Source organism: Pseudomonas sp. MIS38, from assembly GCF_019891575.1.
In the GTDB taxonomy this organism is placed as follows: Bacteria; Pseudomonadota; Gammaproteobacteria; order Pseudomonadales; family Pseudomonadaceae; genus Aquipseudomonas; species Aquipseudomonas putida_A.
Genome location: NZ_JAFLXF010000006.1, coordinates 103,800 through 127,044 on the forward strand (window position 1 = coordinate 103,800; position 23,245 = coordinate 127,044).

Sequence of the window (23,245 nt, forward strand, 5' to 3'; positions counted from 1 at the left end):
TGCTCGGATCATCAGGCTCGAAGTCGCTTGGCGGCATTCGACAGCAACTGCTCCGTCGCGCTGAACCCCAGGCAACCATCGGTGATCGATACGCCATAACGCAGGGCAGGGCTCAAAGGCTGGCAGCCCTCGAACAGATGGGACTCAATCATCATGCCGATCAAGGCGCGATCACCTTGCAGGCGTTGTTCGAGCACCTCGTTGAACACGTCGGGCTGGCGCAATGGGTCCTTGCCGCTGTTGGCGTGGCTGCAGTCGACCATGATCCGGCTCGGAATTTTCAGTCGGCTCAGGTCGGCATGTACCCGGGCGACGCTTTCGCGATCGTAGTTAGGACCGTGATGACCGCCGCGCAGCACTATATGAGTGTCGGGGTTGCCCGGGGTCTGGATGATCGCCGGGTGTCCTTGGCTGTCGACGCCGAAGTGTCGGTGCGGATGTGCTGCTGAGCGCATGGCGTCGACGGCTACACCTACGCCACCGTCGGTGCCGTTCTTGAAACCTACGGGCATGTTCAGGCCGCTGGCCATTTCCCGGTGAATCTGCGATTCGGTGGTGCGTGCACCGATAGCAACCCAACTGAGCAGGTCGTCGAAGTAGCCGGTCGCCATTGGTTGCAGCAACTCGGTAGCGATGGGCAGCCCCAGGCGGATCATCTCAAGCATCAATTCACGCGACAGGGTCAGGCCGCCAGCCATGTCGTCGCTGCCATCCAGGTGCGGGTCGTAAGCCAGACCTTTCCAGCCGACGGTGGTGCGGGGTTTTTCGATGTAGGCGCGCATCACCAGCAGCATCTCGTCGCTGATTTCATGGGCCAGGCGGGAAAGTTTTTCGGCGTATTCGAGTGCGGAGCGCGGGTCGTGAATCGAGCAAGGGCCGACGACGACCAGCAGGCGATGGTCTTCGCCATTGAGGATCGCGCGGACCGCCTGGCGGTGGGCTGCGACTTGCTGGGCGAGGGCATTGCTCAGGGGCAATTGCTGTTTGAGCTGCAAGGCGCTGGGCAGACGCAGGGTCAGTGCTTCGTTGGCAGAATCAAGGGTGGTCAGTGGCAGAGCAGAAACAGACGAGTTCATATTCGGGATTCCTGGGCTGGCGGCGGGTGTTTCCCGCTCACTCGGCCCTACTGGGGTGTTCGACAATTGGCCGGATTGGCTGCGTGTGTGTGCTTGCCACCTGTGGGTGACCGATCGGAGGCGGCAGGCTGTCCCGAGCGGAGGTTGCTAAATCGCCAGGCGGTAAAAGTGTCGTAACGGTAATAAGTGGCGTAGTTCATGTCGTGATTCCTCAAAGTTCTGGTGTGTTGCTGAAAAATTTGGGGCCTGAAAAAACAAAACCCCCGGTCGGGAGGCCGACCGGGGGTTGAGAATTCTCTGGTAGGCGACCCGTTTTTATGGGCGCCGGTGGGTATCAGGCGCGCCAGTGGCTAAACCAATACCCAAAATAAAAGCTGACAGGAGCGCAAGCGTCATTCGCCCGGGCAGCCGCAACCGAGCGCAGGGCGCTGGCGGAACGAAGCTGTGAGAGGGCGTTGAACATGGTTGTCTCCGATGAATGCGCCGAGCTTACTAGAGGCCCGTACGGCTGAGCAATCAGAAATTGCTATCGCCATTGCGGAGGTTACCTATCGCTTGAGTGCTGCAGGCGTTGTGACACACTGGTTGCTTTGCACAAACACCAAGGATGATTCATGTCGATGTTCACGGTCGCTGCAGCCCAGTCGCTCTCCATTGCCGGTGATCTGGCGGCGAACATCGCCCGTCATTTGCGCTTCATGGCCGTGGCGGCGGAGCAGGGCGTCGAGCTGCTGGTGTTCCCGGAGCTGTCGCTGACAGGCTACGAAGGCCAGATGGCCGCAGACCTGGCAATCGATCCGCAGGATGCTGTGCTGCAACCCTTGCGCGATTGCGCTCGCGAGCTAGGCCTCACCGCTGTCGTCGGTATGCCGATTCGCGATAGGGACAGTTCGAAGGTATTGATCGGCGCGCTGACATTAGGAGGGGATGGTTCTCTTGAGGTTTACAGCAAACAACATCTGCACAGTGGCGAAGAGCTTTTCTATGCCCCAGGTGCTGGTGGTTCGTCCTTGAGCATAGGCGGCGATACCATAGCGCTGGCGGTCTGCGCTGATTTTTCCCATGCCAGTCACGCGGCAGCGGCCGCCGATCTTGGTGCCGACCTGTACGCAGCAGGCGTGCTGATCGGGGAAAAAGGCTACGGCGTGGATAGCGCGCTGCTGCAGGGCTATGCCCAAAACCACTCAATGGCGGTGCTGATGGCCAATCACGCCGGGCTCACGGGTGGATGGCAATCGGCGGGTCGCAGCGCGTTCTGGTCTGAAAGCGGGACACTGGTGGTGGCGGCGCAAGGGCCGGGTGAAGTGTTGGTTCTTGCCCGGCGTGATGCCGGCGCATGGCAGGGGCGGGTAGTACCCGTGGCGGTAGACCTGTGACCTGGGCATTGCGTCGTGCCGAATCGGCAGATCGGGCGTTCGCCCGAAAGCTGACGTGCCAGAACATGCTGCGCTATTACATTGACCACGAGCTGCTGTGGCAGGACGAAGCGTTCGACGTTGCTTGGGATGGGCGGGACAACTGGCTGGTCCTTCTTGGTGAAGTTCCTGTGGGATTTTTCAGTCTCAGTCATGATCGCCGGGCCTTGTACATCCGCGAGCTGCAAATAGCCGAGGTCTCTCGCAGGCAAGGTGCAGGATCCTGGGCGATTGATCAGGTTGTCGCTTTGGCTCGCGGCGAAAAACTGCCAGCACTGCGTTTGACAGTATTCAAAAATAATCCGGCGCAAAGTCTGTATAAGAGAAAAGGCTTCAAGGTGTGCGGTGAGGACGAGTGTTTCCTGAGGATGGAGCTCGATTTCGGTACACTTGTGCTCTGAAACCCACGGCCGGCAAGCCTTCGATGATGAATTGAAACTTTTTAAATGATGCTTGCCGCTAGGTCTGTCTGGCACTTTTTGCTAAGGTGTCCGGCATCCCAATAAGACCATATCGCGAGGTGTCTGCTTGATTAGGGTGCTAGTGGTCGACGACCATGATCTCGTTCGTACAGGCATTACACGTATGCTGGCCGATATCGATGGCTTGCAGGTGGTTGGACAGGCCGAGTCCGGGGAAGAATCCCTGATCAAGGCCCGTGAGTTGAAACCCGATGTGGTCCTGATGGACGTAAAGATGCCCGGTATTGGTGGCCTCGAGGCCACGCGCAAGCTGTTGCGCAGCCACCCGGACATCAAGGTCGTCGCGGTGACCGTGTGCGAGGAAGATCCATTTCCTACGCGCCTGTTACAGGCTGGTGCCGCCGGCTACCTGACCAAGGGCGCTGGTTTGCCGGAAATGGTTCAGGCGATCCGTCTGGTGTTTGCCGGGCAGCGTTACATCAGTCCGCAGATTGCCCAGCAACTGGCGATCAAGTCGTTCCAGCCAACCAACGATTCACCTTTCGACGCCTTGTCCGAGCGGGAAATCCAGATCGCGTTGATGATTGTCGGCTGCCAGAAGGTGCAGATCATCTCCGACAAACTCTGCTTGTCGCCGAAAACGGTGAACACATATCGCTACCGGATTTTCGAAAAGCTGTCGATCAGCAGTGACGTCGAGCTTACGTTGCTGGCTGTGCGCCACGGCATGGTGGATGCCAGCGCCTGATCATGACTGAAGTATTCGATTCCGGCGCCTTCCTGGCGACTGTCAGTGGGCGCCCCGGCGTCTATCGCATGTTCGACAGCGATGCGCGCCTGCTGTATGTCGGCAAGGCCAAGAACCTCAAGAAGCGCCTTGCCAGCTATTTTCGCAAGACCGGGCTGGCGCCAAAAACCGCTGCGCTGGTCGGGCGTATCGCGCAGGTCGAAACGACCATTACCGCCAACGAAACCGAGGCGTTGCTGCTTGAGCAGACCCTGATCAAAGAGTGGCGGCCGCCGTACAACATTCTGCTGCGCGACGATAAGTCCTATCCCTATGTCTTTCTGTCTGACGGCCAATTCCCACGCCTGAGTATCCACCGTGGCGCGAAGAAGGCCAAGGGCAAGTATTTCGGCCCGTACCCGAGCGCCGGGGCGATTCGCGAAAGCCTCAGCCTCTTGCAAAAGACCTTTTTCGTCCGTCAGTGCGAAGACAGCTATTACAAAAATCGCACGCGCCCGTGTCTTCAATATCAGATCAAGCGTTGCAAGGCGCCTTGTGTCGGTCTGGTCGAACCTGAGGTCTACGCCGAGGATGTACGCCATTCGGTGATGTTTCTCGAGGGGCGCAGTCATGCCCTGACCAATGAGCTGTCCACGGCAATGGAAGAGGCGGCAATCAATCTCGAATTCGAGCGCGCCGCCGAGTTGCGTGACCAGATTGCCTTGCTGCGCCGTGTTCAGGATCAGCAAAGCATGGAAGGTGGAACGGGCGACATCGATGTTATCGCAGCTTTCGTCAACCCGGGCGGCGCTTGCGTTCACTTGATCAGTGTGCGCGGCGGTCGGGTGTTGGGCAGCAAGAACTTCTTTCCGCAGGTGGGTATCGAGGAGGAGGTCGCTGAAGTCATGGCGGCGTTCCTCGGTCAGTACTACATCAGCAGTCCGGAGCGCGACCTGCCAGGCGAACTGATCGTCAACGTGGTTCCCGAAGACGCCACGGCTCTGATCGACGCCATCCACGAGCTGCGCGGTCGGGAGCTGAGCATCAGCCACCGGGTACGCGGCACGCGGGCACGATGGCAGCAGTTGGCGGTCACCAATGCCGAGCAAGCGCTGGGCGCACGCCTGGCCAATCGTCAACACACGGCTGCGCGTTTCGATGCGCTGGCTGAAGTGCTGAACCTGGATGAGCCGCCGCAGCGTCTTGAGTGCTATGACATCAGTCACTCCAGCGGTGAGGCCACCGTCGCTTCCTGTGTCGTGTTCGGCCCGGAAGGCGCGATCAAATCCGACTATCGTCGTTACAACATTGAAGGCGTCACGGCGGGTGATGACTATGCAGCCATGCACCAGGCGTTGACCCGGCGCTTCAGCAAACTGAAGGACGGGGAGGGCAAGCTGCCGGACATTCTGTTGGTGGACGGCGGCAAAGGTCAGTTGTCGATGGCCCGCGACGTACTCAACGAGCTGGCGGTGCCGGATCTCATTCTTCTGGGTGTGGCCAAGGGTGCAACACGCAAGGCAGGCTTCGAAACTTTGTATCTCAATGATGCCGCGCATGAGTTCACGCTGCGTGGCGATTCCCCGGCGTTGCACCTGATCCAGCAGATTCGTGACGAGGCGCACCGCTTCGCAATCACCGGCCACCGTGCGCGGCGCGGCAAGACCCGCCGCACCTCGACGCTGGAAGGCGTTGCGGGTGTCGGGCCGACCCGACGTCGGGACTTGTTGAAACATTTTGGTGGATTGCAGGAGCTGTCTCGTGCAAGCATCGAAGAGATCGCCAAAGCACCGGGGATCAGTAAAAAGCTCGCAGAGTCGATTTATGCAAACCTGCATAGCGAGTAGAATGCCAACTCACCTCGTAGCCAGTTGTGCCGATGAATATCCCTAATCTGATTACCGTTCTCCGCGTCCTGCTCATCCCGATCTTCATTTTGCTGTTTTACCTGCCTTACCAGTGGAGCTATATGGCCTCCGCTTCGGTATTCGCCTTTGCGGCGGCAACTGATTGGCTGGATGGCTATCTGGCCCGCCGCCTTGAACAAAGCACGCCGTTCGGCGCGTTTCTCGATCCGGTTGCCGACAAGCTGATGGTGGCAGTCGCTTTGGTACTGCTGGTTCAGGAACACGGCAATTTGTGGCTGACACTTCCCGCAGCCGTCATCATCGGCCGCGAGATTGTCGTATCGGCCTTGCGTGAATGGATGGCCGAACTCGGTGCCCGCGCTCATGTAGCAGTGTCCAATCTCGGCAAGTGGAAAACCGCGGCGCAGATGCTGGCGCTGGTGATCCTGCTGGCCAATCCCCGCGATTTCAGCTTCTGGGTGCTGCTGGGTTACGCCTTGCTGATGATCTCGGCGGGCCTGACGTTGTGGTCGATGGTTCAATACCTGCGGGCCGCCTGGCCGCATCTGAAAACCGACGTTGAAAAGAAATAAAACTTTTTTGAATCAAAGGGTTGACGGGGCATCTGAAATCTATAGAATGCGCCACACCAAGCGGGAATAGCTCAGTTGGTAGAGCACGACCTTGCCAAGGTCGGGGTCGCGAGTTCGAGTCTCGTTTCCCGCTCCAAGTTTGTACGCGGTTGTTGTTGTGCTACTAAACAGCGATCGTTTGAGGCCGAGTAGCAAAATGGTTATGCAGCGGATTGCAAATCCGCCTACGCCGGTTCGATTCCGACCTCGGCCTCCACTATAAACAAGCTCCGTAGATCCATGATTTACGGAGCTTTTTTATTTTCAGTGCACTGCAAGATTTAGTCTTGAAATCAGCCACTGTGAACTTGCTTCACCGGGACGTGATGTATATATTTCCCGCTCTGCTTCAAAGGCTCAACAAAGTCAGATTCTCTGGCCGACTGATTTGAGCACTACAACAGCGCTACCGCCCGAATGGCGAAACTGGTAGACGCATGGGACTTAAAATCCCCCGCTCGTAAGGGCGTGCCGGTTCGATTCCGGCTTCGGGCACCATCTTAAATCAAGGGTTTGCGGGCGAAAGCTGAGGCAAACCCTTGTTTGTTTCCGGGTCGCAATTCTGACATTGGTTCGCAATTCACTTTGTGGGCATGACCTTTTTACCCTTTCGATTGCGAATGTACTGCTCTGTCATCCCTACGGTGGTATGCCCAAGTTGATCCTTGGCCCGCATGATGTCGCCGCTCGATTCTGCCTTATCAGTACCAGCCTTGGCGCGTAAATCACGCATTTGAAACTCGGCCTTTTCAACACCAACTGCCTCCCTGGCCACATCAAATCTCCTGCGCAACATTGCCTCCGTCATCGGAGTGCCGTTTTCTGCCACGATCAGCCGCGTCGAGCGGACTTTGTGTCCGGACTTCCTGGCTATGATTCGATCAATCAAAACTTTCAGCTCACCGGTTACCTCAATCCGTCGTTTGGCCTTCGTTTTCCCCTGGAGCACCCAGATTTGGCCGTCGCGCACGTCTCGTTCATCCATAAGCCGCGTGTCTGTCACTCGCTGGCCAGTCAAATAGGCCAAGTCCATGGCATCGCGCAGTCCGGCGTCAGCCTTGTCGTGCACCTCTTCCCAAGACACAGGTCATCTCCTTGGCGATGAGCAATGTGTCTATTAAAAAGTGTCCACCATGTCTCCGAACACCTGTCCACCATGTCTCCGGTACATACATAGTGCAGGCGAGGGGGAGTGCATTCGAGTGGTGTCGGCAGCGGGGAGGGGTTAAAGAAATGAAGGGGCTAAGCCGATAGGCTTGCGTCGGCCTTGATGCCAAACATGAATGCTGGGGTATGAAATGCCGTTGGAAAGATCGCGTATTGGCGTGTTCGCCGCACTTATTGGCTGCACTCTTGCATCGACCGCCCATGCTGCCAGCGAACATGAGATGGCCGTCGGTGGTGCAGCTCTCTACCAAGTCTGCGGAGAGAAGCATCCAGAAAAGGAGCTTTCTTTAGAGCAATTCATATCGCTACATCCACACATGTCGACTCAATTAGCAAACGACATTCGGGAATTCTCCTCGCAGCCAAAACACAAAGCGGAGCTTGAGCAAATGGTTGTACGCATGCGGACCGAGGCCACCCAAGAATTACTTGAAGTGATATGTGATAGCTATTACCGAGATGCAAAGGGGCGGGAGTAGGCCAAAGTTTTATTTCGCATCGGGGTGTGATCTGTCCGGGGCTCAACCGGCATTCGGCGGAAGGGGTAGCCCTGTAGGCGACCAGTTGGCACATCCGATGCCCGAGGCTTGACCTCAGATCACACCCCGATGCGCTCTCATAGAGAGGATCGGGTAGTTAACGACAGGCTGTCGTGGCGCTGGTTGTTTAGCCCGTAGCGCTGAAGGCTGGTAGCATCGAACTCCTTTTCGGAGCGCGCAATTGCTATGCATCAGGTTGTTGAAAGGGCGTTGAACGTGATCGCAACAGAGAGCAGCGAGCCCGAATACACTGAAGCGTTCAGCGCTGCGCGGGCAGTCGTCCTTGAGTTTGGGGAGGACAACCTGGCTGACCGGCTTTTTGCCGATATTCCCGATTCAATCTCTTTCATGCAGGTGGCCCGGCTCTTCGATTTTCTTGCCTGGCAGACGGAGGACAACGGGTCAGCGATGACTCGCGCTGTTGAGCGTTGGCTGGTAGAAGGCACCAATTTGCGCAAGGTTCAGATCGCTCTCAATCTCGACGTCTATCCATTTCTGGACGAGCGCGAGATGGATCGAGTGCTGTCTGATGTGGCTGTATCACTCCCGGAGATGGCTGATAGATGCCAGCAGATAATCAGCTCTCGGAAAAGTTGGTAGCACCTGGTCTACATCCCAAAGCCCGCTCTTAGAACCATCCCTTTCAAGGTCTTCTCGTTCTGGCGGCCTTGATTACCCTGTCCGTTGAAACATGAGCATGCACCGCTGTGCCTTGGACCCACGTCTTAGGCTTTGGCACCTTGGAGCCTCGGGGGCTTTTCGCAACTTGTTTTGGCTGGATGTTTCTGGCTAGTTCCAACAAGCGCTGAGCCAGTTTTTCCGCAGGGATAGCCATTCGCATTTAAGGAGTCGAGTGCATGGAGTTATTGCAGCGCCTGCTCGACAAGATCGACAGGTTTGAATTGCTGATCGCAGGACTGGTCGGCGCTGTCGTCGCAAGCTGGTGGCACAAAGACGATCTGGCCGACTGGCACGCCTGGCTGATCTTCCTGATCACCGGCATCGCTTGCTCGCTGTACCTGACGAGCAAGGTCAGCACCTATCTGGGTGTGACTGAGCCGAAGATTGTCGCGGCATTGGCTTCCTGCTGGGCACCTTCGGCGGATCGCTCTTGCGGCCATCAACCGAGCCATCAGAGCCGCTGACCTCCGGGTGCTCATTCGCCAGCGGTTCGGGGGAGGCAATCCACCATGAGTCTTGAACTATCAACTCTATCGCCTGCGGCTTTATTGCCTTGTGGGCGACTTGGTGTGTTCTGAGCGGTCGAGTGCGGGACGGAATCCTCGGCAAGCTGATCTATTCAGCGATCGCCATCAGCGGGTTTGTGGTGATGAGCCGCAACCAGAACATCTTCATCATCGGCCCGACCACCGCCGGGATCACGCTTCACGTCTCGCTGGCCCTTGCCGGTATGCGTCACATCTTCATGGTCATCTGGTGGCGGCGGGTGAAGGCCTGGCTGTGCCGAACGCTAAACTGTGAGCATTGCATGCGTTGTGAAAAGGCGCCGGGCGGGATCGAGCGGCGCGGCAAGTAGGTCACGCCACCATCTCATCGAAGTAGTCAGTGTAGTTGCTACTCGAAACGAGCCTTCTTGATATCGCCGTGCTTGTTCTGCAGGTAGATGGAATAGGGCAGCACGACAGTGTCTGTAACCGCTGAGAGCCCCATGTCGAGAACAATAAGTGCGGGCGCAGGATATCCATCGAAACCAGTGCTTCGCCGTGGTTCCGCGTCTAGCGTGCAGTAATTAAAGACTGTACCGCTGTAGATTCGCGGAACCGAGTCACAATGGGAATGCCAACGAGCCAGTTTATTGCTAGCCACGGCATCGTCCCGGAAGGTCGTGTTGATTGTTCCGCACCCGGTCACTGAAGCGGCCGCGAGCATCAAAACAATGTATCTGAAGGTCATTGGTCGATTCCGTTCGAAAGAAATGAATGGTAGCTGTTTATCTGGAGTGAAGAATTCCAATTTTCCAGGTCGCGACACGTTTCGCGAATCAGCAAATTGTGTCGCGACACGGGAGCAGCGCATGACCGCATAAATTCATGACATTGCGGATCAGCGATCACACCTGACGGTAACGGCTGAAGACGGTGTCCACGTGCTGCCCTGTGACCTTGTGCGTTCAGTGATCGCCGGCGAAAAAACATCCGCAATCCTGACAGAGCCAGTCATGCGCCGGATCATTGAAGAGTGGTTCGGAATGGTGATGGTGCGGTAGGCGTGCCGCAGGGATACTGCGGCTTTGACTTGGTTACTTGTATGCGAAGGTAATCTTAGCGCTGACTAGAGCCTGTCCGTTGATTGTTACCTTGCAGAATTTCACGGGGGTGGATTTTGCCCCGTCGGCCTCATCTGGCTCGCATTCAAGAAGGCCCGTCTTGTCACCGAATGGCAGTTGTTCGCCCTTTGTGGCTTTACTGAGGTCTATTCGGAACGGTTGACGGTAGTTCACGCCTGCGAGAACTTGTGGCTCGCCATCGCTCAGAAAGCCCGAGCGCGGAGTGGCGCACAGAGTACCTACAATCCGCTTGCCATCAATAATGTTGGCATCTGTGTAGCAAACAATTTTTCCAGCCTCGGTGACGAGATTAGACGGACCCAAGTTGGTCCAGGTCTCTTCTGGAATCGCGACGCATCCGAAGAGAGTTGCGGCAGCAGTCCGGGTCGATCTACCACGCTTACGACCGCAAGCTGAACCAGTGCTTCGACACTGTGCTGCCCGGTGAGCCGCTGTTTATCGGCATGGACTTCAACGTCGGCAAGATGGCGGCGATGTTTTTAACCTTGACGAAAAATCAGGCCCAGCCCCGCGCTGGGCTTTTTTGTATCTGCTGTTCGGCGAGAAAACAAAAAGCCCAGGCATACCCGGGCCAGTTGAGGGAACACATTCAGCGCGAATCAACCTCTTTTGCAGCCTGGGCGTTTGATCGTTCCTTGCGCCTGCGCAGCCAGCTGAAGAATGCATGTACCGGGTGTAAAAACGCAGCCAGTACGCACAGTAGCATGATGGTGAAAATGGCAATCAGCGGGAGGCTTTCGTGCGAGAACATGGTGGGGTACTCCTGTAGGCACTATGTTGGAACCTGCAGGCTAGACGCTTTGAGCCATGCTTGCGATGAACGTATGTTCATCCTTGGGCGCTTGAACTGTGCTACGGAGGGCTCACCAAAATGATCAATTGCAGAGGTGCGCGAGCGCCGGCCTTCAGTAAAGGCCAGCGCTGTGCGTGGAGTGATTACGCAGGTGTGTTATTAGCTGCGCTTGGGCAACTTCCAGTTCGGACGGATGAAGTGGCAGGTGTAGCCATTCGGGATCCGCTCCAGGTAGTCCTGGTGCTCAGGTTCCGCTTCCCAGAACGGCCCCGCCGGTTCGATTTCGGTGACTACTCGGCCCGGCCAGAGACCGGAAGCGTCAACGTCGGCGGCGGTATCCTCGGCGATGTCGCGTTGCTCTTCGCTGAGATAATAGATCGCCGAACGATAGCTGGGGCCGAGATCGTTGCCTTGACGGTTGGGCGTACTCGGATCGTGGATCTGGAAGAAGAACTCGAGGATCTGCCGGTAGCTGATCACCGCCGGGTCGAAGATGATTTCGATGGCTTCAGCGTGGTTGCCGTGGTTGCGGTAGGTGGCGTTCGGTACATCGCCGCCGCTGTAACCGACGCGGGTTTCCAGCACACCGGGATAACGCCGCAGCAGGTCCTGCATGCCCCAGAAGCAGCCCCCGGCGAGAATCGCGGTTTCGGTTTGTCCGGTCATGATTTTTTGCCTATAGGTGACGGTGGATATGGTTCTGGTTATGAGGGCGCGTTGGCTATTTGCAAGCTTGCCTCAGGGCTACGGGCTGCTCGAACCGGAGTTTTCAACAAAAAGCCCTGACGATAAGGCCAGGGCATTGATGGGTTCGAGCGGTGAATTCGTGGCAATTCACGTCGAGTGATGGACTAAAAACACGACATCAATCGGTTATACGAACGCTTGCCCGAAAAAGCCCCTTGGCAGGCGCTGCGGCCCGGCCAGCGCGGTCAGGCGTTCGATCCACTCCGAACGCCAGTTCGACGCACCATGATCAGCTTTGGTGTGGCGCGCTGCGCGGCGTGCGGCATTGCGTTGGGTCTTGCGTGCTTCTTTGTAGGCGTCTGTGTTGCGGCAGCTGCGGCATTTGACGCGATTGAGTTCCAGGCTTGAGGCAAGGTTGCTGCCCTTGTGACCACAAGCCAGATGTCCTTCTGTTTTGAAATGGATAACCATGAACCGTCTCCTGGGTGACGTGTACAGGTTTTGACCGCCCACACCTCGGGGTGTTCGGTACATCGGCCAGACGGTACGCCGGTTAGCTGTCGATTATCGCTGTGCAGTCATCTGAAACGTGGCAGTGGCCGTTCGACCGGTTGTAGCGACGACAGGGTGCTGCGGATCAGCGGTGTGTCTTTTTCGATGTCGTTCAGTCGATCGCGGATGCGCAGGGCAGTCGGATGGCCGCCTTGATGATCGACCCAGTCGGCGATTTCCTTGCAGGCCGCGGCAAGTCGCGCCTGACGAGAGTCGAGCAAGGTGAGGAGGGTGGTGATGGACTCTTTTTCGGACATGGAACACCTCCGTTCAGACAAACCGTTGAGAGGCAGCAAAAAGCCCGCGGGCTGCGAGCTCTCTGCCGTTGGGGCGCTGGTCCGTCAGCTGCTTTGAGTATAGACCCCGCCTGTCAATTGCATCAGCCGGCCGATTGTCGCGCCGGCAGCGGCGAGCTGGCCGCATTGAGCCGTCGGCATTCGCGTCGGGCATCTTCCTCAAGATCGTAGCCGTCGCCGATGAAGCCGCCGGTGCGGGTGTCGTTGATCCGAAACCAACTGCTGGCCTCAGCGGGTTCATGCTTACTTTCCCCGGCGCGGCGGCCGTGAATGATGATCTTGTTGCAGCGTTTTACGACAAAGATGTCTTCCATGGCGTCACCACAGCAAATAGGTGTCAGATCAACTATAGAAGCCTTGGCCAATCGTGCAAAAAATAGCCAGTCAGTTCGTCGGTTGCAGCCGCCACTCCGTGGCATGCCAATCCAGGCGGTGCGTCGGACTCAACGCTTGTAGAAACTCAGGATCGTGGGAAACCGCAACAATTGCGCCGGGAAACGTCTGCAATGCCTGCTCGAAAGCCTGAACCGATGCCAGATCCAGATGATTGCTCGGCTCATCGAGCAGCAACAATTGCGCAGATGTCTTGCCCCACAAGGCCACCGCCAGCGCGGCTTTCAAACGTTCTCCACCGCTCAGTGAAGCGCTCGGTCGGGTGACCCGCTGCGCGTCCAGTTGCAGATGCGCCAGATGGCTGCGCAATTCGCTCTCACTCAACCGACTCTGCAGCGCGAGCAGTTGCTCGATGACGCTGAGACGGTCATCCAGCAGCTTCAGATGCTGGTCCAGATAAGCCGCAGGAACATGGGTGATGCATTCGCCACTGGCGGGATGCAGTTGACCCGCGAGCACTCTGAGCAACGTCGATTTGCCGCAGCCATTCGGACCAATGACGGCGACGCGCACAGGACCGCTCAGCGTGAGATTGAACGGTTGCGCCGGCAGCCATGGCAGGCACGTATCAATCAACGAGCAGACTCTGCGCGCAGCAGGCACTGCGCTGCCGGGCAGGTTCATCAGCACCGCATCATCCGCGAGCACTTTGGCATAGGCATCGCGCACCCGTGCATCAAGCTCCGATTTGCGCTGCTGATGACCATGACGCACCTGGCCCATGATCTGCCTCGCCGCACCTTTGAGGCCGGCGCGTTCGAAGCCTGAGACGTTGGCGGTTTTGGCATTGCGCAGTGAGCGGGCGGCATGCCGCTGGATGGTGTCGTGCTCGTTTTGCAAGCGCTGCTGCTCGCGCCGGCGCTCGGTTCGGCTTTGATCCAGCGTCGCTTGCGCCGCTGCCTGATGGATTTGTCGTTGCTGCTGGTAAGCGGAAAAATTGCCGCCGTACACCGTGACACCCAGCGGCGTCAGCTCGACGATACGCTGCATGCGTTCAAGCAATTGCCGATCGTGGCTGATGACGATCAATCCGCCGCGCCAGCGTTCCAGTTCGCTCATCAACCAGTCGCGGCCGGGGCCGTCGAGATGGTTGGTCGGTTCATCCAGCACCAACAGATGCGCCGGATTCAGAAGCGCCCCGATCAACGCCAGCCGCGCTTGCTGGCCGACGCTCAGCGGTTGGGTCAGATCCGTGGGAGCAATGTCCGGCAGACCGGCGTTATCCAGCGATTGGCGCAGACGTTCGGGCAGATCCCAGCGCTCGCCGAGGATCTCGAAATCTTCTGCTGCCGCCTCGCCAGACTGCAGCCGTTGCAATGCGCGAAGGGCGGCGGCGGTGCCGGTGGCGTCGGCCACGGTCTGCCGCGCATCGGCGGTGAATGTTTGCGCCACATAAGCCAATGGAACCGAGCAGGTGACGCTACCGGCAGTTGGTTGCAAGTGCCCGGCGATCAGCTTGGCCAGCACGCTTTTACCGACGCCGTTGCGCCCGACGATGGCGGTGTGGGTGTGATCGAATTGCAGATTCAGGTCGTTGAAAATCGTCTCGCCATTAGCGAACTGAAAACTGGTTTGATTCAGCGAGACGAGGGCAGGCGTGCGCCAGACGTGAGTCATCGGCACCTCCGAAAAATGTCGTGAAGACTGACAGGCGCTATTCAGCGCTTATCGCGATTACATTTTCAGAAGGCTTGATTGTTCACTGTCTGCGGTCGTCCGGACGGGGGAAAGGTGGCTAGCCTAGATCACCCATCCGCCGCGATCAAGACGCGTCCATCATTTGCTCGAGAAACATCGCCAGCGCCACTTCCTCGGAGCGCAAGCCCTTGCGCACCCTAGGGCGTGGCAGTTCGGCCAGCGCGCCGAGCAGGAAACGCTCGACCACGGCCGGATGGATGTAGCACTTGCGGCACACCGCCGGGGTGTTGCCCAGCTGTTTGGACACGCTCTTGACCATCTCCACCACATGCCGTTTCGCCTCGGCTTCCGACTCCCATTGCAGTTCGCGCAATACCGCCAGAGCCAGTGCGCTGCCGGCCCAGGTGCGGTAATCCTTGGCGGTGAAGTCGGCACCGGTGAGGGTTTGCAGGTAGCTGTTGACGTCATGGGAACTGACGGTGTGCCGCTCGCCGTTTTCGTCCAGATACTGAAACAGATTCTGTCCGGGGATTTCCAGGCAGCGCTTGATGATGCGCGCCAGGCGACGATCCTTGACGGTGATCTGGTGTTCGATGCCGCTTTTGCCGCGAAACTGGAACAGAATCGCGCTGCCGTTGACCTCGACATGTCGGCTGCGCAGGGTGGTCAGGCCATAGGAGCGGTTGTCCCGCGCGTATTGGGTATTGCCGACACGAATCAATGTGGCGTCGAGCAGTGTGATGACCGTGGCCATGACTTTGTCGCGGCTGAAGCCGGGGGCGTCCAGCAAGGTTTCGAGCTGTTTGCGCAACTTCGGCAGCGCCAGGCCGAACTCACGCAAGCGCGAGTACTTGTCGGCATCACGCACCTCGCGCCAGCGCGGGTGATAGCGATACTGCTTGCGGCCCCGGGCATCGCGTCCGGTGGCCTGCAAATGGCCACGCGGATCGGCGCAGATCCACACGTCGGTGTAGGCCGGCGGCACTGCCAGCGAATTGATCCGTTTGATCTCATCAGGGTCGGTGATGCGCTGCCCGGCCGGATCGAAATAGGCGAACTTGCCGCGCAGCTTTTTACGGGTGAGGCCGGGTTGGGTATCGTCGACGTAATGCAGGTCGGGCGGTAAGACGTCGGCTAGTGCGGTGTCGGGCATGGCGGTGTCCTTGGCGAATCGCTCTGTTACAGCGATTGACCGCGCGCCGTGGCCGTCGTGCCAACCAATTCAGGCCAGCACGGCGACGGCCTTGATCTGCGCCCATAAATGCTGGCCCGGGTGGATGCCGAGCTGATCCCGGGAAAACCGCGTGATCCGCGCCAGCAACGGTGTGCCGCCGGCATCGAGCCGAATCAGCACATGCGCGGCATTGTCCGCCGCCAGCTCGCTGACCACGATCACCGGCAAGCGATTGAGGATGCTGCTGGCCTCGCTGTTGTGCAGGGCCAGACTGATATCGCGGGCGTGCACCTTGCAGCGCAGGGCCTGACCGACCGCCATCGGCGCGTGAGTCACCCGGATGTTCATGGCAGTCGCCGGCAATTGCAGACTCAGCAACTGGTACTCGGCATCATAGGCGCTGACCTGGCCTTCGATGATCACTCCGGCGTCATCGCCCAACGCCATTGGCAGGTCAAGGCGCGCGAGGGTTTCGCCAATCGGGCCGCTGGCCAGGGCCTTGCCGTCGCTGAGCAGCACCAGATGATCGGCCAGGCGGGCGACCTCATCCTGCGCATGGCTGACGTAAAGCACCGGGATGTCCAGCTCGTCGTGCAGACGTTGCAGGTACGGCAGGATTTCGTTTTTGCGCTGGCTGTCGAGAGCGGCCAATGGCTCATCCATCAGCAACAGTTTCGGGCTGGTCAACAGCGCGCGGGCGATGCCGACACGTTGGCGTTCGCCGCCGGACAGATGCTGCGGATGACGCTCCAGCAAATGACCGATGCCCAGCAGTTCGGTGGCTTGCGCCATGTCGACCCGGCGCTGGGCCTTGGCAATGCGTTTAAGGCCAAATTGCAGGTTGGCCAGCACTGACAGGTGCGGAAACAAACTGGCTTCCTGGAACACGTAACCGATTGCACGTTTGTGCGGCGGGACAAAAATCCGCCGTTCGCTGTCCTGCCAGACTTCGTCGTTGATCTGGATGAAACCCTGCTCGGCTCGCTCAAGCCCGGCGATACAGCGCAGGCAAGTGGTTTTGCCCGACCCGGAATGACCATACAGCGCAGTCACGCCACGCCCCGGCAAGTGCAGATCGACATCCAGGCTGAAACCCGGATAAGTGATTTTCAGACGTGCATCAATCATCGATCAGCTCCAGCCCGCGCGGGTCTTGCGGCTGGAGTAGAGCGCCAGCAACACCAGAAACGAAAACACCAGCATCGCCCCGGCCAGCCAATGGGCCTGGGCATATTCCATCGCCTCGACATGGTCGTAGATCTGCACCGAGACCACGCGCGTCTTGTCGGGAATGTTGCCGCCGATCATCAGCACCACGCCGAATTCACCAACGGTATGCGCGAAACCGAGGATCGCCGCCGTCACGAAACCGGGGCGGGCCAACGGCAGGATCACGCTGAAAAAAGTGTCCCAGGGATTGGCGCGCAGGGTCGCGGCCACTTCCAGTGGGCGGGTGCCGATGGCGGAGAACGCGTTCTGCAACGGTTGCACCACAAACGGCATGGAATAGATCACCGAACCGATCACCAGCCCGGTAAAACTGAAGGTCAGAGTGCCCAGACCCAGCCATTGCGTGAAGTGGCCGAGAAAGCCATTGGGCCCCATCGCCAGCAGCAGATAAAAGCCGATCACGGTCGGCGGCAGTACGAGGGGCAGGGCGACGATTGCGCCGATGGGGCCACGCAGCCAGGAACGGCTGCGCGACAACCACAGGGCAATCGGCGTGCCGACGACCAGCAGGATAGCGGTGGTCAGGGACGCCAGTTTCAGGGTCAGCCAGATCGCCGCGAAGTCGGCACTCGTCAGCGACATTTAGAGCTGGTAACCGTAGGACTTGATCACCGCAGCGGCTTTCGGACCCTTGAGGTATTCAACCAGCGCTTTGGCGGCGGCGCTGTCCTTGCCTTTGTTGAGAATCACCGCGTCCTGTTTGATGGGGTCGTGCATGCTCGCTGGAACGATCCACGCCGAACCGCTGGTGACCTTGCCGTCCTTGTAGATCTGCGACAGTGCGACAAAACCCAGTTCGGCGTTGCCGGTGGACACGAACTGGTAGGCCTGGGTGATGTTCTGGCCTTCGACGATCTTCGCCCTGGTCGCCTCAGTCAGATTGAGTTTTTCCAGCACCTGAGTAGCGGCCAGACCGTATGGCGCGGCTTTCGGATTGGCGATGGACAGGTGCTGGTATTCATTCTTCTTCAGGACTTCACCTTTGGCGTCGACATAACCTTCTTTCGCCGACCACAGCGCCAGGGTGCCGATGGCGTAGGTGAAGCGCGAACCCTTGACGGTGTCGCCTTCTTTTTCCAGTTTTTCCGGCGTGGTGTCGTCCGCCGAGAGGAACACTTCGAACGGCGCGCCGTTTTTGATCTGGGTATAGAACTGACCGGTGGCACCGTAGGCGGCGACCAGTTTGTGCCCGGTGTCTTTTTCGAAATCGGCAGCAATTGCCTGGATCGGCGCGGTGAAGTTGGCGGCAACCGCCACTTGCACTTCATCAGCCTGAGCGGTACCGAAGGCGAATACCGCAAGCAGGAAGGCCAGGCAGGTTGGGGCAAAACGTGAGGCACGAATGGTCATGTAACAGCTCCGTTATGGGCGAGTGCAGAGGGCAGTTATTGTTGGAGGTGGACTGCACCGATGCGAAGGGTGGAACGCTATATAGCGAAATATATAGCGAAATGCCGCTAAACAGGAAGTGCTGGTGAACACAGGGTGAGGTGGTGCCATGTCTCACCCTGCGCCGGATCAGCGGCGGAGCAGTTTTGCCAGAGCGCCATCCGCCAGTTGCCGGGTCAGATCAGCGCTGTTCAGCTCTTCGCCCAATGGGAACGCCTGACCGGCCCAGAGGTTGCTGAACTGCGCTTCACTTTTGGCACGCAACGGTATCAGCGCCCCGCCGGCCAGCGGGAAGGCCGGAGCATTCGGTGACATCGGGCCGATTTCGCGCATCACCCGATTGAGAATGCCGCGAGCCGGGCGGCCGGTGAACAGGTTGGTAATCGCAGTTTCACTTTCCTTGGCGCTGCGCAGCGCCTGGTGATGCGAGGCGCTGACTTTCGCTTCCGGGGTGAACAGATACGCGGTGCCGACCTGCACCGCTGACGCACCGAGTACCAATGCTGCGGCGACACCGCGTGCATCGGCAATGGCGCCGGCAGCGATCACCGGCACCTTGACCGCATCGACGATCTGCGGCACCAGCGCAAAGGTGCCGACCTGACTGCTCAAATCATCGCAGAGAAACATCCCGCGATGCCCGCCAGCCTCGTAACCCATGGCGATGATCGCGTCGCAACCGTTTTGCTCAAGCCATACCGCTTCATCGACAGTGGTGGCGGACGAGAGGATTTTCGCGCCAGTGGCCTTGACCCGATCCAGCAGGGATTTTTCCGGCAGACCAAAGTGAAAGCTCACCACCTCAGGACGAAACTCTTCGAGCACGGCGCACGCTGCCGCATCGAATGGCGCGCGGTTGGAAACCGGTGTCGGTGCGTCGAAATCCACGCCCAATTCGCGGTAGTACGGCTCCAGCAGGTTTTTCCAGTCTTGCGCGCGCTGTTCATCGGCGGCCGGTGGCTGGTGGCAGAAGAAATTGACGTTGAACGGTTTGCGGGTGTGCTCGCGAATGGTCTTCAGCTCTTCGCGCAACTGCTCGATGCTCAGCATTGCGGCAGGCATCGAACCCAAGCCGCCGGCGTTGCACACGGCGATCACCATTGCCGAAGTCGTGGCGCCGGCCATCGGGGCCTGAATGATCGGCAGCTCGATGCCGAGCAGGTCAAGAATGCGAGTGTCAGGCCATTGGCTCATGAAAGCGGTTCTCCGAACGATGAAACGGGGCAGGGACGGCAGAGCCGGTTTTTTAACAGCAAAACCGGACTCGGGGCCAGTCTGAATTTTCAATGCAGCCATCAGCGGCGATGAAAACCGCCGCCCCCGCCGCCCCCAAATGAGCGGTTCATGACTTGCGAGGAGTTGTGAAAGTTGTTGGTGCGCTGGTTGCCGAAGTTGCGCGCAGCAGACTCGCGATTGAGGTTCTGCAGTTGCGCATTGTTGTTGACCGGCGCCGTGCGGGCCGGGCTGCCCTTGACCATCGATTGCCAGCCGTTGTCGGTTTTCTTGTAGACGTTGCCGTCGCGCCCGGCATAGACGTTGTCGCCAACCCGTGCGGCGCCGCCGTTGCGGCCTTTCACGCCGGCATACTGCGTGGTCTTGTCGGTGTTGGGGTTGTACACCGCGCCACGATTGGCGGTGACCTGGGTGCCGGTGCGAGCATTACCTGCGGTGACCCGGCCACCGGCGATGGCGCCACCATTCGGCCCGACCACTTCACCGCTGCGTCCAGCCGCGTAGTTGCCGGTGTAGGCGTTGTGCACCGCGCCGCGTTGGCCTGCCGCCGCAATGCCGGTGCGCGAGTTATAGGACGAGCCAACCTGACCGGCCCAGCGATTGCCGGTCCAGGCGTTGTATCCGGCGCCATAGCGACTCACCGTCGCGCGATCCCCCCACTGACGATAAATGTTGCCGGTGGTGCCTGCCCAGCCACCGGGCCCCCAGGCCACAGCACCGCCACGATAGCCATAAGCGGCGCCGCCCCAGGCCAGTGGCGCGGGGTACAGGCGCGGGCCCCAGGCGTAACCCCAGCCATAATTGCCCCACCATGGATAAGCGCCCCAGCCCCAACCCATCGCCACGGTGTTGCCGCCCCAGCTCCAGCCGAAGCCGAAACCGAAGGTCCAGCCTGTCCACGGCGTATAGCGCATGGCGACGCCGAAACCGTAGGTCACCGGTGGCCCGTACCAGACGCTGCCGACCCACGGCGTGTAAGGATAACCGGTGCCGTAGACCACCACGCCGGTGGCCGGATCCAGATTCGACCCTTGATAACCCGGGGTATAGCCGACCACCACAGTGTCGCCGCTGGACTCATAGACTTTGACGTAGGTGAGGTAATGCATCGGCGAACTCGGCGGGATCGAATAGATCACCGCCGGCACCGAACTGGCGACGCTCCATGGCCCGTTCACCGAGGTGGCGCTGAACCAGATACCGTTTTCCACCGCATACCAGTTGTCGTTGTCGACACGAATAATCGGCGTCGCGCTGTTGACCACGTACTGCAGGGATGTGCTGTTGATTGCCTTCAACTGTGGCTCGCCATCGAACTGCGGTGCGGTCATTTTCACTGCGCTTTTCTTGATCGCCGAGGTTTGCGGGATGGTCGCCGCGATCGCGGCTTCCTTGGCCTGTGGCGTGCCGGCGACCGAGGCCTTGACGTTCTCTTTCGGGCTGTCGTCCGGGATGTTGGCGAAATCTGCCGGCAGTTTGTCCGCTGGGGTAAACGTCCATGGGCCGCGCATGTCGGCAGCGCGAAACCAGCGCCCGGAAATCAGCACGTAACTATTCTGGTCGCCGATTTCCTTGAAAATGTGCCCGGTGGTGTTGCTCACGTAAAGCAGGCTGGTGCCCTGAATCGGTAGCCACTGCGGCGCGCCGTCGGCGACGATCAGCTCGGTGGGCGTGGTAGCGATGAAAATTTTCGGCTGCGGCGGTTTGGCCAGATTTGGCACCTTGTCTTTCGGATCACTCTGCCCGGTCAGCAGATCGACCTGACGGCTCTGGATCGCCGCCTGTTTGGCCTTCTCCAGATCGGCCGGTGGTGTGGTCAGACGGGTGTATTCGCCGCTGAGGCTGTCAGCGACCATCCAGCCATCGAACACGTGCAGGTAGTGCTTGCCCTCGGCGTCCTTGAGCAATAGCGGGCGGGTGTTGATCACCCGCTGCAGCGCGGTGCCATCGACCGCACGGTACACGGCGTTGCCATCAATGTAGACGAGCAGCGCCGGGACGTCTGAACTGATGATCGTCGGCGGGGTGTTTTCCAGCGGCGCGCTGTCGGCTTTCTGCTCGGCTGACAGCACGCCGACGGCGGCTTCAAGTTGATCGAGGGAGATGGTTTTCTTGCGACTTTCGGCATCTTTCTGCAGCGCGCCGAGCCAGACGTCGGCCTGACTGGCGTCGGCAGGGAAGTCGGCCTTGATGATCTTGTACTGATCCAGTGCAACCCAGCGCGTGGCCTTGTCGACCAGCGTGTGCGCGCTGAACTGGACGATGCCGAAGGTGGGTTTGCCGTCGGCGCCGGTGGCTTCGACGGCAGCCCGGGCATTGAGGGTGTAGCCATCCCAGCTGTCGAGTTGCGGCTGGTACACGGTCAGTTTGGCCTTGCCGCTGCTGATCACTTGCGGCCACGTCGGAGCGCTGGCGGCAGCGTCGGCAGCAGCAGGTTTGCTGGCGGTAGCCGGGGCCGCCCAAGTGTCGCCAACCGTCAGCAGGCACAGCATCAGTATCGCAAGCAACGAGCGCGGGTAAGACATTGTCAGCTCCATCGACAGGGCCGCTTTCAGCAGGATGGCAGCGAAAGCACGACCGTCGAAAAAGCATAGCCGCCCGCTTCATAATTACCGGGCGGATTCGCGAATTGGCGCAAAGTCGGGTGGGGCAATGTGTTGCTTTGTGTTATTTCAGGGCACGAGGATTTGAATCCATTGATTGAGAGGCAGCCATGTTCAACGGCATTTTGATCGACAAAGACGACAGCGGATATCGCGCCAGCCTGCAGCAGATCAGCGAAGCGCAGTTGCCTGAAGGCGACGTGACGGTGAAGGTCGCGTACAGCACGCTGAACTTCAAGGACGGACTGGCGATTACTGGCAGCAGCCCGGTGGTGCGCAAGTTTCCGATGGTGCCGGGGATCGACTTGGCGGGCACGGTCGAGGTCAGTTCGCATCCCGATTACCAGGTCGGTGATCAAGTGCTGCTCAACGGCTGGGGCGTGGGCGAAAGTCACTGGGGCGGATTGGCGCAGAAGGCGCGGCTCAATGGCGACTGGCTGATTCCTCTGCCCAAGGCGTTTACCGCAGCGCAGGCGATGGCCATCGGTACCGCCGGCTACACGGCGATGCTGTGCATTCTGGCGCTGGAGCGTAACGGCGTGTCCCCGGATCAGGGCGAAGTGCTGGTGACTGGCGCCAATGGCGGGGTGGGCAGTTTCGCCATCGCCTTGCTAAGCAAACTCGGTTATCGCGTGGTGGCGTCCACTGGCCGGGTGTCTGAGTATGAGTACCTGAAGCAACTGGGCGCCGGCGAGATCATCGATCGCGCAACTTTGTCTGAGCCGGGCAAGCCCTTGGTTAAGGAACGCTGGGCCGCAGTGATCGATTCAGTCGGCAGTCACACCTTGGCCAACGCCTGTGCAAGCACCCGCGCCGAAGGCACGGTGGCGGCCTGCGGTCTGGCTCAGGGCATGGATTTTCCGGCATCGGTGGCACCGTTCATTCTGCGCGGAGTGACCCTGGCCGGGATCAACAGCGTAACCCAGCCCAAGGCGCGGCGGATCGAGGCCTGGGCGCGTCTGGCCAAGGATCTGGACTTCGCTCTGTTGCCATTGATCAGTCATGAAATCGCCCTCAGCGAAGCCATCGACGCGGCGCCAAAACTGCTCGCCGGACAGCTTCGCGGCAGGGTTGTGGTCGACGTCAATCGCTGACAGAGTAGGCGTCATTGCGGCCCTGTGTGG

Annotated in this window: 24 protein-coding genes, 3 tRNA genes and 4 pseudogenes; 14 read left to right on the forward strand and 17 right to left on the reverse strand. The window is 59.3% G+C overall.

Features of this window, described 5'->3' with window-relative positions:
- Positions 1-11 precede the first annotated feature (11 nt).
- Entirely contained in the window at positions 12-1,076 is a 1,065-nt protein-coding gene (locus tag J1G18_RS09445) for a 3-deoxy-7-phosphoheptulonate synthase (RefSeq protein ID WP_098964171.1), read from the reverse strand.
- A gap of 614 nt (positions 1,077-1,690) precedes the next feature.
- Here J1G18_RS09445 and J1G18_RS09450 point away from each other — a divergent pair.
- The 8 genes from J1G18_RS09450 (at position 1,691) to J1G18_RS09485 (ending at position 6,617) form a co-directional block, all read left to right on the forward strand.
- Entirely contained in the window at positions 1,691-2,452 is a 762-nt protein-coding gene (locus tag J1G18_RS09450; protein ID WP_223007550.1) for a carbon-nitrogen hydrolase family protein, read from the forward strand.
- Positions 2,449-2,892, forward strand: coding sequence for a GNAT family N-acetyltransferase (locus J1G18_RS09455; RefSeq protein ID WP_177416194.1), 444 nt, complete (start codon positions 2,449-2,451; stop codon positions 2,890-2,892). Before J1G18_RS09450 ends, J1G18_RS09455 begins: the two co-directional genes overlap by 4 nt.
- Before the next feature lie 127 nt (positions 2,893-3,019).
- Positions 3,020-3,661 carry a UvrY/SirA/GacA family response regulator transcription factor gene (gene uvrY, locus J1G18_RS09460; RefSeq protein WP_024012761.1) on the forward strand — a complete coding sequence of 214 codons (642 nt, stop codon included), beginning with the start codon at positions 3,020-3,022 and terminating at the stop codon, positions 3,659-3,661.
- A 2-nt stretch (positions 3,662-3,663) separates the two neighbouring features.
- Entirely contained in the window at positions 3,664-5,487 is a 1,824-nt protein-coding gene (gene uvrC, locus J1G18_RS09465; protein ID WP_027612674.1) for an excinuclease ABC subunit UvrC, read from the forward strand.
- Positions 5,488-5,519: 32 nt separating this feature from the next.
- A complete protein-coding gene (gene pgsA / locus J1G18_RS09470) occupies positions 5,520-6,080 on the forward strand; it encodes a CDP-diacylglycerol--glycerol-3-phosphate 3-phosphatidyltransferase (RefSeq protein ID WP_003225417.1) in 561 nt (186 codons plus the stop codon).
- A 60-nt stretch (positions 6,081-6,140) separates the two neighbouring features.
- A tRNA-Gly gene (locus J1G18_RS09475) sits at positions 6,141-6,216 on the forward strand.
- 46 nt (positions 6,217-6,262) lie between these two features.
- A tRNA-Cys gene (locus tag J1G18_RS09480) sits at positions 6,263-6,336 on the forward strand.
- A gap of 194 nt (positions 6,337-6,530) precedes the next feature.
- Positions 6,531-6,617: transfer RNA gene (locus J1G18_RS09485), tRNA-Leu, on the forward strand.
- 82 nt (positions 6,618-6,699) lie between these two features.
- Here J1G18_RS09485 and J1G18_RS09490 read toward each other — a convergent pair.
- A pseudogene (locus J1G18_RS09490) lies at positions 6,700-7,176 on the reverse strand (tyrosine-type recombinase/integrase); the annotation flags it as partial.
- Positions 7,177-7,417: 241 nt separating this feature from the next.
- Between J1G18_RS09490 and J1G18_RS09495 the strand changes: the two are divergent.
- On the forward strand, positions 7,418-7,765 hold the full coding sequence (locus tag J1G18_RS09495; RefSeq protein ID WP_098964167.1) for a hypothetical protein: 348 nt from the start codon (positions 7,418-7,420) through the stop codon (positions 7,763-7,765).
- A gap of 246 nt (positions 7,766-8,011) precedes the next feature.
- Positions 8,012-8,425 (forward strand): hypothetical protein, encoded by a 414-nt coding sequence (locus J1G18_RS09500; RefSeq protein ID WP_223007551.1) that lies wholly within the window; start codon positions 8,012-8,014, stop codon positions 8,423-8,425.
- Between the two features lie 43 nt (positions 8,426-8,468).
- Here J1G18_RS09500 and J1G18_RS09505 read toward each other — a convergent pair.
- A pseudogene (locus tag J1G18_RS09505) lies at positions 8,469-8,654 on the reverse strand (IS4 family transposase); the annotation flags it as partial.
- Between the two features lie 28 nt (positions 8,655-8,682).
- Here J1G18_RS09505 and J1G18_RS09510 point away from each other — a divergent pair.
- Both J1G18_RS09510 and J1G18_RS09515 read left to right on the forward strand, forming a co-directional pair.
- Positions 8,683-9,019, forward strand: a pseudogene (locus J1G18_RS09510) (MFS transporter).
- Between the two features lie 10 nt (positions 9,020-9,029).
- Positions 9,030-9,362, forward strand: coding sequence for a hypothetical protein (locus tag J1G18_RS09515; protein ID WP_098964165.1), 333 nt, complete (start codon positions 9,030-9,032; stop codon positions 9,360-9,362).
- A gap of 38 nt (positions 9,363-9,400) precedes the next feature.
- Here J1G18_RS09515 and J1G18_RS09520 read toward each other — a convergent pair whose 3' ends face one another.
- Both J1G18_RS09520 and J1G18_RS09525 read right to left on the reverse strand, forming a co-directional pair.
- Positions 9,401-9,862: a YceK/YidQ family lipoprotein gene (locus J1G18_RS09520; RefSeq protein WP_316851778.1), complete on the reverse strand. Its 462-nt coding sequence runs from the start codon at positions 9,860-9,862 to the stop codon at positions 9,401-9,403.
- Between the two features lie 223 nt (positions 9,863-10,085).
- Positions 10,086-10,436: a hypothetical protein gene (locus J1G18_RS09525; RefSeq protein ID WP_098964163.1), complete on the reverse strand. Its 351-nt coding sequence runs from the start codon at positions 10,434-10,436 to the stop codon at positions 10,086-10,088.
- Between the two features lie 11 nt (positions 10,437-10,447).
- Here J1G18_RS09525 and J1G18_RS28390 point away from each other — a divergent pair.
- Positions 10,448-10,648: pseudogene (locus J1G18_RS28390) on the forward strand (terminase); the annotation flags it as partial.
- Positions 10,649-10,722: 74 nt separating this feature from the next.
- Here the strand turns inward: J1G18_RS28390 and J1G18_RS09530 are convergent.
- The 12 genes from J1G18_RS09530 to J1G18_RS09585 all read right to left on the reverse strand — a co-directional run bounded on the left by J1G18_RS09530 (position 10,723) and on the right by J1G18_RS09585 (position 22,043).
- Positions 10,723-10,884, reverse strand: coding sequence for a hypothetical protein (locus J1G18_RS09530; protein WP_166495875.1), 162 nt, complete (start codon positions 10,882-10,884; stop codon positions 10,723-10,725).
- Between the two features lie 201 nt (positions 10,885-11,085).
- Positions 11,086-11,592 (reverse strand): peptide-methionine (S)-S-oxide reductase MsrA, encoded by a 507-nt coding sequence (gene msrA / locus J1G18_RS09535; RefSeq protein WP_098964162.1) that lies wholly within the window; start codon positions 11,590-11,592, stop codon positions 11,086-11,088.
- Positions 11,593-11,799: 207 nt separating this feature from the next.
- Positions 11,800-12,084 (reverse strand): hypothetical protein, encoded by a 285-nt coding sequence (locus J1G18_RS09540; RefSeq protein ID WP_135295900.1) that lies wholly within the window; start codon positions 12,082-12,084, stop codon positions 11,800-11,802.
- A gap of 107 nt (positions 12,085-12,191) precedes the next feature.
- The gene (locus J1G18_RS09545) at positions 12,192-12,422 is read right to left on the reverse strand and encodes a hypothetical protein (protein WP_007964939.1); all 231 of its coding nucleotides are present in this window, start codon (positions 12,420-12,422) and stop codon (positions 12,192-12,194) included.
- A 122-nt stretch (positions 12,423-12,544) separates the two neighbouring features.
- Complete coding sequence (locus J1G18_RS09550; protein ID WP_027612678.1) at positions 12,545-12,775, reverse strand: hypothetical protein; 231 nt, start codon at positions 12,773-12,775, stop codon at positions 12,545-12,547.
- Positions 12,776-12,845: 70 nt separating this feature from the next.
- Positions 12,846-14,471, reverse strand: a complete 1,626-nt coding sequence (locus J1G18_RS09555; protein ID WP_223007552.1) for an ABC-F family ATP-binding cassette domain-containing protein — start codon at positions 14,469-14,471, stop codon at positions 12,846-12,848.
- 145 nt (positions 14,472-14,616) lie between these two features.
- The gene (locus J1G18_RS09560) at positions 14,617-15,645 is read right to left on the reverse strand and encodes a DNA topoisomerase IB (RefSeq protein WP_223007553.1); all 1,029 of its coding nucleotides are present in this window, start codon (positions 15,643-15,645) and stop codon (positions 14,617-14,619) included.
- Between the two features lie 69 nt (positions 15,646-15,714).
- Positions 15,715-16,794, reverse strand: a complete 1,080-nt coding sequence (modC, locus tag J1G18_RS09565; RefSeq protein ID WP_223007554.1) for a molybdenum ABC transporter ATP-binding protein — start codon at positions 16,792-16,794, stop codon at positions 15,715-15,717.
- A 3-nt stretch (positions 16,795-16,797) separates the two neighbouring features.
- Complete coding sequence (gene modB, locus J1G18_RS09570) at positions 16,798-17,478, reverse strand: molybdate ABC transporter permease subunit (protein ID WP_003225407.1); 681 nt, start codon at positions 17,476-17,478, stop codon at positions 16,798-16,800.
- Positions 17,479-18,246 carry a molybdate ABC transporter substrate-binding protein gene (gene modA, locus J1G18_RS09575; RefSeq protein ID WP_223007555.1) on the reverse strand — a complete coding sequence of 256 codons (768 nt, stop codon included), beginning with the start codon at positions 18,244-18,246 and terminating at the stop codon, positions 17,479-17,481. It lies immediately after the preceding gene.
- A gap of 168 nt (positions 18,247-18,414) precedes the next feature.
- A complete protein-coding gene (locus tag J1G18_RS09580; protein ID WP_223007556.1) occupies positions 18,415-19,479 on the reverse strand; it encodes an NAD(P)H-dependent flavin oxidoreductase in 1,065 nt (354 codons plus the stop codon).
- A 101-nt stretch (positions 19,480-19,580) separates the two neighbouring features.
- The gene (locus J1G18_RS09585; RefSeq protein ID WP_223007557.1) at positions 19,581-22,043 is read right to left on the reverse strand and encodes an autotransporter; all 2,463 of its coding nucleotides are present in this window, start codon (positions 22,041-22,043) and stop codon (positions 19,581-19,583) included.
- Between the two features lie 188 nt (positions 22,044-22,231).
- Here J1G18_RS09585 and J1G18_RS09590 point away from each other — a divergent pair, with 188 nt between their 5' ends.
- Positions 22,232-23,215 (forward strand): MDR family oxidoreductase, encoded by a 984-nt coding sequence (locus J1G18_RS09590; RefSeq protein ID WP_223007558.1) that lies wholly within the window; start codon positions 22,232-22,234, stop codon positions 23,213-23,215.
- Positions 23,216-23,245 lie beyond the last annotated feature (30 nt).

Bases quoted from the DNA above. Each gene is read 5' to 3' on its own strand.
- J1G18_RS09495 (WP_098964167.1), top strand. From the start codon at position 7,418: ATGCCGTTGGAAAGATCGCGTATTGGCGTGTTCGCCGCACTTATTGGC.
- J1G18_RS09550 (WP_027612678.1), bottom strand. From the start codon at position 12,775: ATGGAAGACATCTTTGTCGTAAAACGCTGCAACAAGATCATCATTCAC.
- J1G18_RS09560 (WP_223007553.1), bottom strand. From the start codon at position 15,645: ATGCCCGACACCGCACTAGCCGACGTCTTACCGCCCGACCTGCATTAC.
- pgsA (WP_003225417.1), top strand. From the start codon at position 5,520: ATGAATATCCCTAATCTGATTACCGTTCTCCGCGTCCTGCTCATCCCG.
- uvrC (WP_027612674.1), top strand. From the start codon at position 3,664: ATGACTGAAGTATTCGATTCCGGCGCCTTCCTGGCGACTGTCAGTGGG.
- J1G18_RS09520 (WP_316851778.1), bottom strand. From the start codon at position 9,862: ATGCGCTGCTCCCGTGTCGCGACACAATTTGCTGATTCGCGAAACGTG.
- J1G18_RS09540 (WP_135295900.1), bottom strand. From the start codon at position 12,084: ATGGTTATCCATTTCAAAACAGAAGGACATCTGGCTTGTGGTCACAAG.
- J1G18_RS09585 (WP_223007557.1), bottom strand. From the start codon at position 22,043: ATGTCTTACCCGCGCTCGTTGCTTGCGATACTGATGCTGTGCCTGCTG.
- modB (WP_003225407.1), bottom strand. From the start codon at position 17,478: ATGTCGCTGACGAGTGCCGACTTCGCGGCGATCTGGCTGACCCTGAAA.
- J1G18_RS09445 (WP_098964171.1), bottom strand. From the start codon at position 1,076: ATGAACTCGTCTGTTTCTGCTCTGCCACTGACCACCCTTGATTCTGCC.
- J1G18_RS09450 (WP_223007550.1), top strand. From the start codon at position 1,691: ATGTCGATGTTCACGGTCGCTGCAGCCCAGTCGCTCTCCATTGCCGGT.
- msrA (WP_098964162.1), bottom strand. From the start codon at position 11,592: ATGACCGGACAAACCGAAACCGCGATTCTCGCCGGGGGCTGCTTCTGG.
- J1G18_RS09590 (WP_223007558.1), top strand. From the start codon at position 22,232: ATGTTCAACGGCATTTTGATCGACAAAGACGACAGCGGATATCGCGCC.
- J1G18_RS09545 (WP_007964939.1), bottom strand. From the start codon at position 12,422: ATGTCCGAAAAAGAGTCCATCACCACCCTCCTCACCTTGCTCGACTCT.
- modC (WP_223007554.1), bottom strand. From the start codon at position 16,794: ATGATTGATGCACGTCTGAAAATCACTTATCCGGGTTTCAGCCTGGAT.
- J1G18_RS09555 (WP_223007552.1), bottom strand. From the start codon at position 14,471: ATGACTCACGTCTGGCGCACGCCTGCCCTCGTCTCGCTGAATCAAACC.
- J1G18_RS09580 (WP_223007556.1), bottom strand. From the start codon at position 19,479: ATGAGCCAATGGCCTGACACTCGCATTCTTGACCTGCTCGGCATCGAG.
- modA (WP_223007555.1), bottom strand. From the start codon at position 18,246: ATGACCATTCGTGCCTCACGTTTTGCCCCAACCTGCCTGGCCTTCCTG.
- J1G18_RS09530 (WP_166495875.1), bottom strand. From the start codon at position 10,884: ATGTTCTCGCACGAAAGCCTCCCGCTGATTGCCATTTTCACCATCATG.
- J1G18_RS09500 (WP_223007551.1), top strand. From the start codon at position 8,012: ATGCATCAGGTTGTTGAAAGGGCGTTGAACGTGATCGCAACAGAGAGC.